We start from the raw sequence: 15,382 nt of genomic DNA on the forward strand, positions 1-15,382 counted from the left end.
AAATTATATTTTAGATATAAAAAAATCCCGATGAATCGAGATTTTTTTATAAATAAGTTCTTTATTTTTTATTCTGTTTTTTTACAGCTTCTTGTTGTTCCATAACTTCCTGAAGACGTTGTTGAAACTTACTTTGTTTTTTAGGCTCTTTTAATTTATTCTCTTGAATCTGAGCGTGAATTTTATCTGTATCCACAATATAATTTTTGATAACAAACATAATTCCAATAGTAATTAAGTTCGAAATAAAGTTATACAAACTCAATCCTGCACCATAACTATTAAAGAAAATCAACATCATCAATGGCGAAACATAAATCATGATTTTCATCATTTTTGCCATATCCGGCATACCTTCTTGTTGAGGCGCAGCCATTTGTTGATCACCAGAAGTCATTTTCATATAGAAGAAAATCGCAATTGCTGCCAAAATTGGAAACAAACTGATATGATCTCCATATAACGGAATGTGGAATGGTAATTTTACAACAGCATCAAATGATGATAAATCGTCTGCCCAAAGGAAGCTTTTTTGTCTTAGCTCAAAAGCTGAAGGAAAGAACTGGAATGATGCATACATAAACGGAAGCTGAATCAATGCCGGAATACATCCTGCCATTGGGTTTACTCCTGCCTTATTGTACAACTTCATTGTTTCTTGCTGTTTCTTCATTGGGTCTTTTTTGAATTTTTCTCCCAACTCTGTAATCTCAGGACGTAAAACTTTCATTTTAGCCTGCGACAAGAAAGACTTATATGTAATTGGCGACATAGCCAATTTGATAATAATGGTAAAAATGATAATCGCAATTCCGTAAGCAATATAAGAGCTTAAGAATCCGAATAATGGAATAAAGATCCATTTGTTGATCCATCCGAAAATTCCCCAACCTAACGGAATAATTTTTTCGAAGTTTTTATCGTATGATTTTAAAATTTTATAATCAGATGGTCCAAAATACCAGCTCATTTTATAATCAACTTCTCCATTTGTGAAAGCTAAAGGAACAGTTGCTTTAAATTGTTTGATATAAGTAGTATCTATTTTTTCGTCTTTTACTAAATCATCAGATTGTAACTTCGATTTTTCGAATGGTTTATCTGTAGACAAAATCGCAGTGAAAAAGTGTTGTTTAAAAGCGATATAACTCACTTTTTCCGGAGTATCTTCTTTTCCTACACCAAGACTTACTGAGCTGTATTTCTCATCTCCATATTCATATTCTAATTGAGCATAACGTTTTTCAATAGAAACACTTTTCTCATTTCTGTATGATTTTAAATCCCAAACTAAATCTAATGGTTTAGATGAATTCAAGATTTTATTCAAACCTTGAGAACGAATATCAAAACCAACTAAATAATCATTTGCTTTTAATACGTATTTATATTCCAAAAATTCATTAGCTCCTGCTTTCAAACGCATTGTCAGGATTTGATCTCCACCGTTTTTAGCCAACGTTGGCTCAAAATACAAATCTTTAGAGTTTAAAGTTCTGTTGTCAGTCGTTTGTAATTGAATATTTAAATCTGAATTATTATCTTTAATCAATTCTACTAATTGCCCGGAATTTTTCTCAAACTTTTTGAATTCTTTCAACGTAGCTTCTACTATATAACCACCTTTGTTGGCGATTTTTAGTATCATTTTTTCGTTTTCAAGAGTTGTAAAACCTTCTTTAGCAGAAGGAAGTGTAGCTGAATAAGCAAAACCTCCCAATGTTTTTTGTAATTGCGCTAATTGAACTGTATCGCCCGGAGTTGTTGCAGCAACTGGCAAAACAGCTGTTTTAGTTTTATCAGTTTTAGCTTGTGCTTCTTGTTTGGCAACTAATTCTTTCTTGGCTTTTTCAGCAGCAATCTCCTTGTCAGAAGGTTGATTTTGGTACATAATCCAAATCAAAATTCCAAATATCAATACAAAACCAATGATTGAATTAAGATCAAATTTTTTTTCTTCCATTATAATTTAAAAAAAGTTATTCGTTAAAGATATTAGTTATGAGTTTGACTCAAACGTTACATCTTTTTAGAATATTAATTATTATTTTTTATGCGCATTCACTGCAGCAGCCACAAAATTCACAAAAATTGGATGTGGGTTTGCTACTGTACTTTTATATTCAGGATGATATTGTACACCAATAAAAAACGGATGGTTTTCAAGCTCTACAATTTCTACCAAACCTGTATCAGGATTTACTCCTGAAGCTTTCAAACCTGCTTTTTGCAGTTCATCAGCATATTTATTATTATACTCATAACGGTGACGGTGACGTTCTGAAATAGTCGTTTGTCCGTATATTTTATGCGCTAAAGTATTTGGTTTAATATCACATTTCCAAGCTCCAAGACGCATTGTTCCACCTTTGTCAGTAATTGTTTTTTGTTCTTCCATTAAATTCACCACCGGATGAGGAGTTTTCTCGTTCATCTCTGTAGAATTGGCATCAGCATAACCTAAAATATTTCTGGAATACTCGATAACAGACATTTGCATTCCTAAACAAATTCCGAAAAACGGAATATTGTTCTCACGTGCAAAACGAACTGCTTCAATTTTTCCTTCAATACCTCTTTCTCCAAAACCAGGCGCTACTAATACTCCGTCAAGAGGTCCTAATTTCTCTTCAACATTATCACTATTAATGTGTTCTGAATGTATAGAAATTACGTTTACTTTGGTTTCGTTTGAAGCTCCTGCATGAATAAACGCCTCTAAAATAGATTTGTAACAATCCTGCATTTCTACATATTTCCCAATCAAACCAATATTTACGGTATGTTTTGGATTTTTTAATCTGCGTAAAAAGGTATTCCAGTTTTTTAAATCCGGAGCTGCTTTTTTAGGTAAATCTAATTTCTTTAAAGCTACCACATCTAATCCTTCTTCAAGCATTAAATTTGGAACTTCATATATTGTTGAAGCATCAATTGACTGAATTACGGCTTCTCTTTTTACATTACAAAACAACGCTAATTTATTACGCAATTCATCAGAAAGTTCGTGCTCTGTTCTACAAACCAAGATATCAGCTTTGATACCGCTTTCCATCAATGTTTTTACAGAGTGTTGTGTAGGTTTTGTCTTTAACTCACCAGCAGCTGCCAAATAAGGAACTAAAGTTAAATGAATAACAATTCCGTTGTTTTCTCCTAATTCCCAAACCAACTGACGAACAGACTCTATATAAGGTAGTGACTCAATATCACCAACTGTTCCGCCAATTTCAGTAATTACAATATCATAATCGCCGGATTTACCCAACAATTGCATTCTGTCTTTGATTTCGTTTGTAATATGAGGAACAACCTGAACTGTTTTTCCTAAAAACTCCCCTCTTCTTTCTTTTTCAATAACAGAAAGATAAACTCTTCCTGTTGTAACGTTATTTGCCTGAGAAGTAGGAACATTTAAAAACCGTTCGTAATGACCTAAATCTAAATCTGTTTCAGCACCATCATCTGTTACATAACATTCTCCGTGCTCATATGGATTCAACGTACCCGGATCCACATTTATATACGGATCGAATTTTTGAATAGTTGTACGATATCCTCTTCCTTGTAACAATTTTGCTAAAGATGCGGCGATAATTCCTTTTCCTAATGAAGAAGTCACACCGCCTGTAACAAAAATATATTTTGTTTGATTCATTCTGTTGTTGTTTGTATTGTAGTTGTGTAAAAAACTTGGCAAAAGTACAAATTTAATTAGACAATTTATCAAATAGAGAATGAGATAATTTGCAAATTTTTAAATAGAACAATTACATCTTTCCGTAATCGATACTTTTAACTTTAATTGGATATTCTTTTTAAACAATGCCTTTATTTTTTCAAATAAATACAAGATTATAAAATGAAAAAATAAAGAAGAGTGTACTCAGAATTATATCTAAAGTTAATACTTTCTTTAAATTAGAGGCTTTGAGCAATTTATTTATAGAGAAACGAGCTATTAATTGCACCAGAAAGAATAAAAATATTTTTATACTATAGGAATTAAAAGCAATTGCTTCTTTAAAATTAAGTCTTAATATTTGAGAAAAAGCCCGTGTCAGACCGCGACTTTTACAATAAGCCAAAGGCATTCCTTCGCAAGAAGAAGGAAAACCGAAATTTAGGAATGGCATTATAAAGCAATAAAAAAAGATAAACATGATTATTACAATAAAAATCATGTTTATCTTTTTATAAGAATCAATTTCGTAGGAGGATTTTATTTCCACAAAAGAGATTTATTTCGTTTCTTCAACCTTTACAGTAATAGTATCATTTGCTACTTCTACAGCGTTTAAAGAATCTTGTACTTTAGCTGACTCTGCAGTTGCTGAATCTATAGCATTTGTTATTTCGTCTTTATGAGATAATACTGCTGAACCTATTGATCCTACTACAACCAATACCCATATAATAACAAAAGCGGTTGCTACGATCCCTAAGATCAAACCTGCTTTTGGCATTGTGGTAGGAGCATTTTCTCTTTTTGCCTGTGACAAACCAATTGCTCCAAAAATTATTGCCAGAACCCCAAAAAATACTGCGATCAAACCAAAACAAGGTATAAATGCTGCAATTGCAGCAACGATTCCTAATACTAAAGCCGCAATACCCATTCCCTGACCTGCGTTTGAGGGTTGTAAATTGTTTTCCATATAGTTATTTATGTTAATTTTTACAAAAATAGAAAAACACTTATGTGAACAGGTGAGAATCTGTCAAAGTTATTAACAAATAAATTAAAAGGGGAATTCTTGTTATTTAAGAAAGTTGGGAGTACTACACATTCAATACAAACAGACAGGATGTAAAACCTGCCATAATACTTGCTATTGAAATAAATTTTGACATAAAAAAAATATTATAATTTTAAAACATCGACTTGTACACTTTTAAAAATTCAGTCTTGAATTCAGTGGTGTCAATTTGTTTTTAAAAATTATAATATTTTTTATTTAGTAAATATTATAATTTCAAAATATTGACTTGTACACATTAAAAAATTCAGTCTTGAATTCTGTGGTATCAATTAGTTTTTAAAAATTGTAATATTTTTATATATCAAACTTAAATAAAAAAAACGATATAGCAAAAGATTTTTCTTACTATTTTATTTTAAAGGCTTGGGATATTGCTTCTTAATGTTTCGAATCAATTCCTCCAGACCATTAAGTTTTAATTCGTAGACAAGTGCGAGTTGTTGCCCTAATTCCCCATTTGGGAATCCTTTATTATGATACCAAACTACATAATATTCAGGAAGATCAATTAAAAATCGTCCTTCGTATTTACCGAAAGGCATTTTGGTGTGGGCTAATTTTATGAGAAGTTTTTTGTCTGGTTCCATGTTGTAAAGAAAAAAGAAGCAAGAAGAAAGAATATAGACTCATTCTTTCTTCTTGCTTCTATTGTATGCAAAGCTATTGTTATTTTTATTCTTTTGCCACAGATTTTAGAATAGTTTACAGTCGTAGTCACAGTTTTCAGTTTATAACTGACTGTTTACTGTCAATGAAAACTGTGACTTAGTAATGCCATCTCACGAAAGCTTCCATCGCTGCGTAAGTTGCCAAACCTAATTCCTGGTACAATGCTGCTGTTTCGGCATTTCTGTCTTCGGCTCTTTGCCAAAATTCCCTGGCATCAGTTCCCTGAAAAACAACACCATCTTTTTGCGATTGGTGCTTGAAGATTCCGTGACGTTTTGCCAAGACCTGATCAGGACTCATTGGTACAGCCATTTCAACTTCATCAATTCCCCATTCCTGCCATGCTCCACGGTACAACCACAACCAGCAATCATCCATAAATGATTTTGGTTTTAAGGCTTTTACCGCTTCAAAAATAGCATCCAGACATACCTTGTGTGTTCCGTGTGGATCTGCTAAATCTCCTGCTGCATATATTTGATGTGGTTTAATTTTTTCGATTAAATCCATTGTCAATTGAATATCTTCCTGCCCAATTGGTTTTTTCTCGATTGTTCCGGTTTCATAGAAAGGCAATTCCATAAAATGAATCTGATCGTCAGTTAAACCAACAAAATGACTTGTTGCTCTCGCTTCTCCTTTTCTGATTAAACCTTTAATGTAACGAACTTCAGGAATATCAATTTCACTGTTCTTTTTATTTTCTAAAAAGGTTTGCGCTTTTTGGTAAATATTATCTGCTTCGGCGCTTTTGATTCCAAATTTCTCATTATAATCAATTACGAACCTTGCAAAACGCAACGCCTCATCATCAGCAACAGCAATATTTCCAGAAGTTTGATAAGCAACATGCACTTCATGTCCTTGCTCTTGCAAACGCATAAAAGTTCCTCCCATACTAATGATATCATCATCAGGATGCGGACTAAAAATCAATACACGTTTTCTGGCTGGTTCTGCTCTTTCCGGACGGTTTGAATCGTCTGCATTTGGTTTTCCGCCTGGCCAGCCTGTAATTGTATTTTGTAATTTATTGAAAATCTTGATATTTATATCATATGCCGGACCAGAATCTGCCAATAAATCACTCATTCCGTGTTCGATATAATCAGCGTCAGTAAGCATTAAAATTGGTTTTTTAAGCTGAAGTGCCAATCCCAAAACTGCTTTACGAGTCAATTTATCTGTCCAGATTACTTTTTCAACCAACCAGGGTTTGTTGATTCTGGTTAGTTTTGAAGAAGCTTCTTTGTCTAAAATAAAAACGGCATTATTATGCTCCTGCAAAAATGAAGCTGGTACTCTATTGGTAACTTCATCTTCTACAGATCTTTTTACCACATTTGCTTTTCCTTCTCCCCAAGCCAATAAAATCACTCTTTTAGCTTCCATGATTTTTTTTACTCCAAGTGTAATTGCAGTTCTTGGCGTATTGCTTAACCCGAAGAAATCTTTACTTGCCGCTACTCTTGTAATATGATCTAAAGCCACTAAACGTGTTTTAGAGTTTTGCAGCGAACCGGATTCATTAAAACCAATATGTCCGTTACCACCAATTCCAAGAATCTGAAGATCGATTCCGCCTAAAGCTTCAATTTTAGCTTCGTATTCGTGGCAATAATCTGCGATTTGTTCTTTTGTTAAAAGTCCGTCCGGAACATGAGCATTTTCAGGTAAAATATCAACGTGATCAAACAACAATTCTTTCATAAAACGAACATAACTGTTGATTGAGTTTGGCTCCATCGGATAATATTCATCCAAATTAAAACTGATTACGTTTTTAAAACTCAAACCTTCTTCTTTATGCAAACGCACTAATTCAGCATATAATCCTTTTGGAGAAGAACCCGTTGCAAGACCTAAAATACAAGGTTTATTTTCTTTTTGTTTTGTCTGAATTAAAGCTGCAATTTCCTGAGCTACTGCTTTTGATGCATCAACAGAATTTTCAAAAACAACAGTATTGATGTTTTCAAATCGTTTTTCAAAACCTGTCGCTTTGTCTATTTTACTTTTTAACATGATATAGTTTTTTTTACTTTTCTAAATATAATTTTCAACTAAAAAATTTCATTTTCTTTTATAGAAACACAGGAAAGAATATTGCTAAATAAATAGCAACCAACATTATATAAAAATAAAATCTTTATAAATGTAATCCAACAAAATTTAAATTATTGATTTGAAGCAGAATTTGGAATAATTCTTTTTATCTCTAAAAAGAACTAAATAATATTGAAAACAGAATCTCATTTCAGCCTCAATAAATTGCGTTATTTTTGCAATAATTTGCATTTTTTTTGCAAAACAAAGATACTACATTATATTATTATTGACCAAAATTAGATATCAATATTTTGTTAATTTTAAAACATTAAAAATAAAACAAAAAAAAAGCCGTCAAAAATTGACGGCTTTTAAATTTTTATACTCAGTATTTACTTCCAGTTAAAAGTAATTTTCTTTTCAATTTCACTGCTTAAACTCAAAAATACAGGACAAGTCATTGCAGAACGCTCCAATATAGTTTTACTTTTTTCGTCTGCATCGCTTTTCATTTCAAAAGCAATTTCAATTGCTCCAATTCTTCGTGGTTCAGCGTTCATTATCTTAGTTACTTCGGCAGTTGAGCCAATGAAATCTACATTTAAATCGCGCGCTTTGATCCCCATAATAGTCATCATGCAACTTGCCAGAGCATTAGCGACAGTATCTGTGGGAGAAAATGCTTCTCCTTTTCCGTTATTATCAAGTGGTGCGTCAGAAATAATCTCACTTCCTGATTGCACGTGAATAGATTTTGTTCTTAGATCTCCTAAATAGGTTACTTTTGATGTCATTAATTTGCTACTTTTAAAGTTAAGTCTGAATCGTAATATAAGATATAAACACCTTTATTGGCGTGTCCTCCATCTTCTTTTCTGTAAAACTGAAATTTATTATCAACTTGTTCTGTTGTTATTAAATCTGTAGTTTCCTGATATGTTTTTCCTTGCACTAAACGCATCATGGTATCAAAGGTTACATCGAATCCACGTGTTGCATACGTATTTGGATTTATTTTATTTTTTAATCTATATTCCTTGTCAAATATCAAAACTCCCTGTTCATCACTTTCACGGGTTACTGACGGATACATTAATTTTAATTTTACCAGATTATCAAAACTAATTTCGTCAGTATCTAGAGTACTGTTTGGCTCTAAAATAACCAATTGAACCTGACATGATTTTTGTGCATCCAATAAAGCTTTTATAGTGTTTTTTACCATTGCTGTATTTCCAGTTTCCATCACCACATAATTCATTCTGTTTGGCAACAACAAACTTTTTAAATTAGCCACATCCAAACCTCCTGTTTCTGTCAAAGAGGCAAAAACGACTCCTTTTTGATTTTGTTTAATATAACTAATTACTGACTCTTTCTTTTTATCAACAACAGCAACAATATTTCCGTTTTTAGAACGCATATAATCAAAAACTGAATTTCTCACGACATCATTTGAAGGAATCGTTTGGTATAAATTATCAATAGGGTTTGCTGAATCTTTAGATAATGGCGAAATTACAGGAACATTATACAAACGTAATGAGTTAGCGGTAGCTTCAGCATTATTTTGATAAAATGGCCCAATGACAGCATTTGCATCTTGTAATTTATTCTGAGAAATTAAAGTCGAAACATTCGAATTTATTTTAGTTTCCTGTGAATCATAAATAGCCACATCAATTGGCAATTTTAATGTTTTGGCAGAATCGATTGCCATCATTGCTCCTGAATAAAAATCAAGGGTCATGTTCAGGAATTTATCATTTTTGATACGATTAGCAGCGCTCATAGTATCATTTTGCATTTTATTTAAATTGAAAGGCAATAAAAGAACTAATTTTTTACGCTCATTTTGTCCTCTTTTTTTAGTCAGTTCAACTACTTCTGGATTAGCAGAAACGGTTTCAGATTTTACTTTGTCAACAATTTTAATTCCGGCAGTATTCTCCGTTGAAGTATCAATAGATTTCTCCATTGCTTTTTCTACTGGTTGTTGTTGAGCAATAATTGGGGCCGGTGCCAAATATCCTGTAGGAACTTTTAGAACCATTCCTTCTTTTACTCCTTCAGACAAAGGCGGGTTCAATTCTGTCAATTCTTCCTGAGTTAAATGAAAAGTTCTTGATAAACTATAAAAAGTCTCTTTTGGTTTTACCTGATAATCCATATAAGACGTCGCCTTTTTTGAAGTTTCAGTCTTTTTAGTTTCAGCAGGTTTTGAAACATTTGCAACAGCCGCAGATGAAGTTTCTGTTTTAGGTGCTTTTCCTTTTATGGTAACACGATATCCTATTGGTAAACTCGAAACAATTTCAGGATTACGTTTTTCAAGTTCCTCAATTGTAATTCCGTATTGTTTTGCAATAGAAAACTTCGTTTCTTTTGCCACAACATCATGATACACATATTTTTCCTGTGCTTTTTCTTTCGCAGGTTTATCTGTATTTACTACGGATTTTTTTGCTAATCCTTTAGCAGGAATCACCAATTTTTGGCCAATTTGAACTCCGGTTTTTTCAAGAACAGGATTTGCAGCTTTTAAATCTTCATCAGAGATACCATATTTTTTTTCGATACTGTAAAAAGTCTCTTTAGGCTGTACTTCATGAATCACTTCTTTTGTATTACCTTTTGATTTTGCTGCAGCTGTTTCAGATTTTGCTGCTGATTTTGTACCATTGGTCGGAATCAATAAAACTGTATTTGGTTTTACACCACTTCTGGCATCCGGATTTAAAGCATAAATATCATAAGGCGTTACCTTAAATTTTACAGCTATCTGATTAACAGTTTCTCCATTTGCAACAGTATACTTAATTACTTTTTCTTGTGAAAAAGCAGAAAACGTTACAAAAAAAACAAGAAACAATAATGTTGAATAATATTTCATAATAAGGCTTAAAACAATTTAATTTTTAATTCAAAAACAAGTTATTAATTTCTATTTAAAGCAAGATTCTTGCCACTTGTTAATTTAGCGCAAATTATTCTCTAAGATCGATTTCAACCTTAGCAATAATAATCTCTTTATATAACTCATCTTCTTCTTTTTTCTTGCATTGATAGAGTACTTCTTCCATATTTTGGTACTTATCCGAGTAAACATAATACGAAAGACTATTAATATTAAAAAAGAAGCTAGCGTTAAAATCGCCAGAATCAATAAGTTTCATTATGAGCTTATCTCTTAATGTTGCGTCTGTAAATATACCTAAAACTAAGTAATAGCCGTTTGAAACTTCTTTAAGATTATCATAAACTTCAACCTTTACTGTTTTATCTGTCCTAAGCGGATTTTCTTTTAACTCACGTTTCATTTCTTCCAGCGAAATTGTTTTTGATGTTTCTGCCGGGTTACTTTTACTTTGATTTTTAATGGCTTCGTCCTGATATTTCTTCAATTTTATCAAAGCCAGTTTATCATCAAATTTTCGCGCCTCCATACTATAATATGTGGCTTTGCTGATATGGCGTTTTACCTCTATTTTTTTCTGGTTATCAAGTGAATCAATTTTAGCAATTAAAAGTTGATTTTGTGCATCTCCCTGTTCCTGCTCTATTTTATATCTTTTTATTTCTTCTAAAGAAAGGCGTTGCTGCAATGAAGTAACATTATTATTCTTTTCGTTTTCGCGGATTTTCTTTTTGTATTCCTGATTTTCTTCAACCGCAATTTTCTCTACTTTATTCATTAAACCAGCGTATGCTTTTCGATTTTCGGCCAATTCTTTCTTTAACTGAGAAGATAATTCGCTGGTTTTTCCAATACTTTCATAGGATTGTTTTTCCAGTCGTTTCGATTCGTCAATATTCAGGATATCCATTCTTTTTAAATCGACTAAATCATTATTCATAGTGTTAACCAATGAATCTAATTTTGCCATTAAAATATCCTGTACATTTTTATTCGCTTCCAGAACCAGACGTAATTTTTCGACTGAATTTTCTTTAGAACCGTTCATATTATTCAGATTGACTTTTAAATCATTAATCTTTATAATTTTCTGATTCATTTCTTTCTGAACCACCAATCTGTCTTTGAGGTCTTCTAATTCAACTGTTTTAGCTTTTCCTTTTTCAACCACAACTTGTTTTTCGGCAAGAGCCAGCATTAATTCTTCGCTTTCGTTGGTTGGTTTTACTTCCTTAGTATTTATAGCCAATTTATTGCCAACAATTAATCCGTTTACAATTTCAGGATTTTGAGATTCCAGTTGATCGATAGAAATGCCATATTTTTTGGCAATAGCAAATTTAGTTTCCTTAGGTTCCACCACATGAAAAACCGTTTCCTGATTAATTACACGAATTCGTCCGTCTAACGTTTTTCTTTTGTTTGGAATTAAAATTGTCTGACCTATTTGCAGTCCGCTCTGAAGCTGTTCTTTATTTAAATTTTCAAGATCCTGAACTGATACATTATATTGTCTGGCAATACTAAAAAGTGATTCTCTGGCAACAACCTGATGTGTTACTTTTGAAGAAGCTGTATTTTCTGTTTTAGGAAGATTTGCAGCATCCTGCGGAATACTTAATTCCTGACCAATCTGAAGTCCGTTTGCTAAAATTGGATTTGCATTCTGAATGGCTTCAACAGAAACATTATATTGTTTTGACAGGCCAAAAAGGGTTTCTTTTGCACCAACAATATGTTTAATTTGTTGGTTTGAATTTTGTTTTTCTGTAGAGTGAACCGGAATTTTAATAATTTGATTGTCTTTTATTCCGTTCTGCGATTCAGGGTTGAGTTTGTAAATTTCTTCAACAGAAACCTTATATTTTTGGGCAATATAATAAGCAGTTTCTCCTTTTTGAATTTTGTGTTCAATAATTGAATCTTGCGCAGTTATTTTGTTAAAAGACAAAATAATGACAAGAGAAATCGTTAAAAATTCTCTCATAAATAGTAGGTTTAAAAAATTAAGGCATTACAAATGTAACGCCTTAATTTGAAAAATAATACTATTCCCACTCAATTGTTGCAGGTGGTTTTGAACTGATATCGTAAACTACACGATTCACGCCTTTTACCTTGTTTATAATGTCGTTAGACACTTTCATCAGGAATTCATAAGGTAAATGAACCCAGTCAGCAGTCATACCATCTGTTGATTCTACAGCTCTAAGCGCTACTACTTTTTCATAAGTACGTTCATCGCCCATCACACCAACACTGTTTACCGGAAGCAAAATTGCTCCAGCCTGCCAAACTTTATCATATAATCCCCATGATTTTAATCCTTCGATAAAAACAGCGTCAACATCTTGTAAAATCTGAACTTTTTCAGGAGTAATATCTCCTAAAATCCTGATTGATAATCCTGGTCCCGGGAAAGGGTGTCTTCCTAATAATTCAGGATCTATTCCTAAAGTAGCTCCAACTCTTCGAACTTCGTCTTTAAACAACATTCTAAGCGGTTCTACAATTTTTAATTTCATATAATCCGGCAATCCACCTACATTATGGTGAGATTTAATTGTTGCCGATGGTCCTTTTACCGAAACTGATTCGATTACGTCTGGATAAATAGTTCCTTGTGCTAACCATTTAACGTCTTCGATCAAATGTGATTCATCATCAAAAACTTCGATAAATACACGACCAATAGTTTTACGTTTTGTTTCAGGATCACTGATTCCGGCTAATTCGCCTAAGAAACGATCTCCGGCATCTACTCCTTTTACGTTTAATCCCATTCCTTTGTATTGATCTAATACATTTTGGAATTCGTTTTTACGAAGCAAACCGTTATTTACGAAAATACAATATAAGTTTTTACCAATTGCCTGGTGTAATAAAACTGCCGCAACGGTAGAATCTACTCCGCCTGACAATCCTAAAACAACCTTATCATTTCCTAATTTCTCTTTTAATTCTCCCACCATTTCTTCTACGAAAGCATTTGGTGTAAAGTTTTGAGGCACTTCGGCAATGTTAACTAAAAAGTTTTCCAGCATTTTTGATCCATCTGTAGAATGAAAAACTTCCGGGTGATATTGAATGGCATAAGTAGTTTCACCTTCAATTTTATAAGCAGCAAATTCTACATCATGTGTGCTTGCTAATTTTACTGCATTTGTTGGTAAAGCCTTGATACTATCACTATGGCTCATCCAAACCTGGCTGTTTTCTGAAACTCCGTTAAAGAAAGTTTCACCTTCTTTAATATAAGATAAATTAGCCCTGCCATATTCTCTGGTGTTCGAAGCAGCAACTTCACCTCCACTAAAGTGGGCTAAATATTGTGCTCCGTAACAAACTGCCAACATAGGAAGTTTGCCTCGAATTTGGGATAAATCAGGATGTGGAGCATCTTCTGCACGAACAGAAAATGGGCTTCCTCCTAAAATTACGGCTTTATAAGGTGATAAATCACTAGGAAAGTGATTGTAAGGAAAAATTTCGCAGAATATATTTAATTCGCGAACTCTACGCGCAATAAGCTGTGTATATTGCGATCCGAAATCTAAAATAAGTACGTTGTGTTGCATGCGCAAAAATACTTTTTATATTCGAATTTGAAAAATCGGAACAATGAAAAAATAATATTTTTTTTCATTGTTCCGATTTTTAGGCTCAATCCCGAAGTTTCGGGACAGAGCAACAATCCCGAAGCTTCGGGCCAAAGGTTTAGAATCGATGATTTTATTAAGTCTTTTCTCTGTTCCTTTGTCCCTTTGCTACTTTGAACCTAAAAAAGAAAAATCCAACTTTGAAGAAAAAACGTAACTAGAAAAAAAATCCTATTTATGAAATCAAAACTAGTTGCCTTTTGTCTTTTTTTAGCTGTATTTTTAAATTCATGTGATACTGTTGATGACTTATTGTCTTTTACTATTTCTAATGAAACTTCGATTAAAATAAAAAGCACTTCACCTATCAATTTACCTTCAGAAATTATCAAGCCTGATGTAACAACAAATTCTTCAGCTGAATTTGAAAACAACAAAACCAAAGCAAGTCTGGTTAAGGATGTAAAAATTAGATCACTTAAATTATCAATTGCCGATCCTGCTGATAAAACATTTACGTTTTTGAAATCGATTCATTTATACATTTCAACATCAAACTCTGACGAAATAGAATTGGCATATCTGGATAACATCAATTCTACATCTAATACAATTGATTTAATTTGTACCGATGCCAGATTAGACCAGTACATAAAAGCTGATAAATATAAAATCAGGACTAAGGTTACTTTAAAAGAAACCCTAACAAAAGATGTAACGGTAAAAGCAGATATGAAGTTTAGAGTAACTGCAGATCCATTTTAGTCTAAGTAACTAAGGTGCTAAGTGGCTAAGATTCTAAGTTAAAAAAGGATGAAAACTTGCAAGTGCAAAAATTTTGTCCTTTTTACTTTTTTCTTCGTTACTAAAAAACTCGGTTACTTAGTACCTTAGAAACTTTAAATCTTTGTAAAACAAACCTCATGAAACTAATCCAAAAGATATTACTACATTTAATAATCGTCTTTATTGTTATAATTTTCCCTGTTATTGTATATGAATTCATGTCAAACAATGGATATAATGATTTTGCATTTATTGGTGGAGTATCTTATTTTATTTATGCTTTTTATTTTGCGCTTAAAATTAAAAAGCATCGTGCAAAAGTTATCATTTTAGGAATACTGTCTTTATTACTGGCACTTTGTATTGGATTATTACTGAGCGAAATCAATATATTCTTCCCTATTATATTATTAATAATCAATTTAATACTTCAAGCTTTTTTAGTAATCAAAAACCCAAAATATAGAGATCAGATTATAGGAAACTCTTATCTTATTAATTTTGTCATTACATTAATACTGTCTGTTATAATTACTTTTTTTTGGTTTCTGGCTATGGCAGCAAGCGGTATGCCTTCTAATCATTACTAAGTTACTTTT

The 15,382-nt window shown here is 32.4% G+C and carries 11 protein-coding genes; 2 read left to right on the forward strand and 9 right to left on the reverse strand.

Annotated elements, in window-relative coordinates; all coding sequences use genetic code 11:
* Nucleotides 1-61: 61 nt before the first annotated feature.
* From yidC to guaA, 9 genes are all read right to left on the reverse strand, one after another.
* Nucleotides 62-1,963 carry a membrane protein insertase YidC gene (gene yidC, locus RC62_RS21060; protein WP_055098306.1) on the reverse strand — a complete coding sequence of 634 codons (1,902 nt, stop codon included), beginning with the start codon at nucleotides 1,961-1,963 and terminating at the stop codon, nucleotides 62-64.
* An 81-nt stretch (nucleotides 1,964-2,044) separates the two neighbouring features.
* Entirely contained in the window at nucleotides 2,045-3,658 is a 1,614-nt protein-coding gene (locus tag RC62_RS21065; protein WP_055098307.1) for a CTP synthase, read from the reverse strand.
* Nucleotides 3,659-4,241: 583 nt separating this feature from the next.
* On the reverse strand, nucleotides 4,242-4,658 hold the full coding sequence (locus tag RC62_RS21075; protein ID WP_055098309.1) for a DUF4190 domain-containing protein: 417 nt from the start codon (nucleotides 4,656-4,658) through the stop codon (nucleotides 4,242-4,244).
* A gap of 455 nt (nucleotides 4,659-5,113) precedes the next feature.
* Complete coding sequence (locus RC62_RS21080) at nucleotides 5,114-5,350, reverse strand: DUF3820 family protein (RefSeq protein ID WP_039117105.1); 237 nt, start codon at nucleotides 5,348-5,350, stop codon at nucleotides 5,114-5,116.
* A gap of 178 nt (nucleotides 5,351-5,528) precedes the next feature.
* Nucleotides 5,529-7,457: a glucosamine-6-phosphate deaminase gene (nagB, locus tag RC62_RS21085; protein ID WP_055098310.1), complete on the reverse strand. Its 1,929-nt coding sequence runs from the start codon at nucleotides 7,455-7,457 to the stop codon at nucleotides 5,529-5,531.
* Between the two features lie 416 nt (nucleotides 7,458-7,873).
* Entirely contained in the window at nucleotides 7,874-8,275 is a 402-nt protein-coding gene (locus RC62_RS21090; protein ID WP_055098311.1) for an OsmC family protein, read from the reverse strand.
* Complete coding sequence (locus tag RC62_RS21095) at nucleotides 8,275-10,374, reverse strand: LysM peptidoglycan-binding domain-containing protein (protein ID WP_055098312.1); 2,100 nt, start codon at nucleotides 10,372-10,374, stop codon at nucleotides 8,275-8,277. Before RC62_RS21095 ends, RC62_RS21090 begins: the two co-directional genes overlap by 1 nt.
* Nucleotides 10,375-10,468: 94 nt before the next feature.
* Nucleotides 10,469-12,385, reverse strand: a complete 1,917-nt coding sequence (locus RC62_RS21100; RefSeq protein WP_055098313.1) for a LysM peptidoglycan-binding domain-containing protein — start codon at nucleotides 12,383-12,385, stop codon at nucleotides 10,469-10,471.
* Between the two features lie 61 nt (nucleotides 12,386-12,446).
* On the reverse strand, nucleotides 12,447-13,976 hold the full coding sequence (guaA, locus tag RC62_RS21105; protein WP_055098314.1) for a glutamine-hydrolyzing GMP synthase: 1,530 nt from the start codon (nucleotides 13,974-13,976) through the stop codon (nucleotides 12,447-12,449).
* 258 nt (nucleotides 13,977-14,234) lie between these two features.
* Between guaA and RC62_RS21110 the strand changes: the two genes are divergently transcribed.
* Both RC62_RS21110 and RC62_RS21115 read left to right on the forward strand, forming a co-directional pair.
* Nucleotides 14,235-14,762 carry a hypothetical protein gene (locus RC62_RS21110; RefSeq protein WP_055098315.1) on the forward strand — a complete coding sequence of 176 codons (528 nt, stop codon included), beginning with the start codon at nucleotides 14,235-14,237 and terminating at the stop codon, nucleotides 14,760-14,762.
* Between the two features lie 158 nt (nucleotides 14,763-14,920).
* A complete protein-coding gene (locus RC62_RS21115; RefSeq protein WP_157472603.1) occupies nucleotides 14,921-15,373 on the forward strand; it encodes a hypothetical protein in 453 nt (150 codons plus the stop codon).
* The last annotated feature ends 9 nt before the right edge of the window (nucleotides 15,374-15,382 follow it).

It is taken from the genome of Flavobacterium aquidurense (assembly GCF_001404985.1).
GTDB lineage: Bacteria > Bacteroidota > Bacteroidia > Flavobacteriales > Flavobacteriaceae > Flavobacterium > Flavobacterium aquidurense_B.

Bases quoted from the DNA above. Each gene is read 5' to 3' on its own strand.
- RC62_RS21100 (WP_055098313.1), bottom strand. From the start codon at position 12,385: ATGAGAGAATTTTTAACGATTTCTCTTGTCATTATTTTGTCTTTTAAC.
- guaA (WP_055098314.1), bottom strand. From the start codon at position 13,976: ATGCAACACAACGTACTTATTTTAGATTTCGGATCGCAATATACACAG.
- RC62_RS21110 (WP_055098315.1), top strand. From the start codon at position 14,235: ATGAAATCAAAACTAGTTGCCTTTTGTCTTTTTTTAGCTGTATTTTTA.
- RC62_RS21065 (WP_055098307.1), bottom strand. From the start codon at position 3,658: ATGAATCAAACAAAATATATTTTTGTTACAGGCGGTGTGACTTCTTCA.
- RC62_RS21115 (WP_157472603.1), top strand. From the start codon at position 14,921: ATGAAACTAATCCAAAAGATATTACTACATTTAATAATCGTCTTTATT.
- RC62_RS21095 (WP_055098312.1), bottom strand. From the start codon at position 10,374: ATGAAATATTATTCAACATTATTGTTTCTTGTTTTTTTTGTAACGTTT.
- yidC (WP_055098306.1), bottom strand. From the start codon at position 1,963: ATGGAAGAAAAAAAATTTGATCTTAATTCAATCATTGGTTTTGTATTG.
- RC62_RS21090 (WP_055098311.1), bottom strand. From the start codon at position 8,275: ATGACATCAAAAGTAACCTATTTAGGAGATCTAAGAACAAAATCTATT.
- nagB (WP_055098310.1), bottom strand. From the start codon at position 7,457: ATGTTAAAAAGTAAAATAGACAAAGCGACAGGTTTTGAAAAACGATTT.
- RC62_RS21075 (WP_055098309.1), bottom strand. From the start codon at position 4,658: ATGGAAAACAATTTACAACCCTCAAACGCAGGTCAGGGAATGGGTATT.
- RC62_RS21080 (WP_039117105.1), bottom strand. From the start codon at position 5,350: ATGGAACCAGACAAAAAACTTCTCATAAAATTAGCCCACACCAAAATG.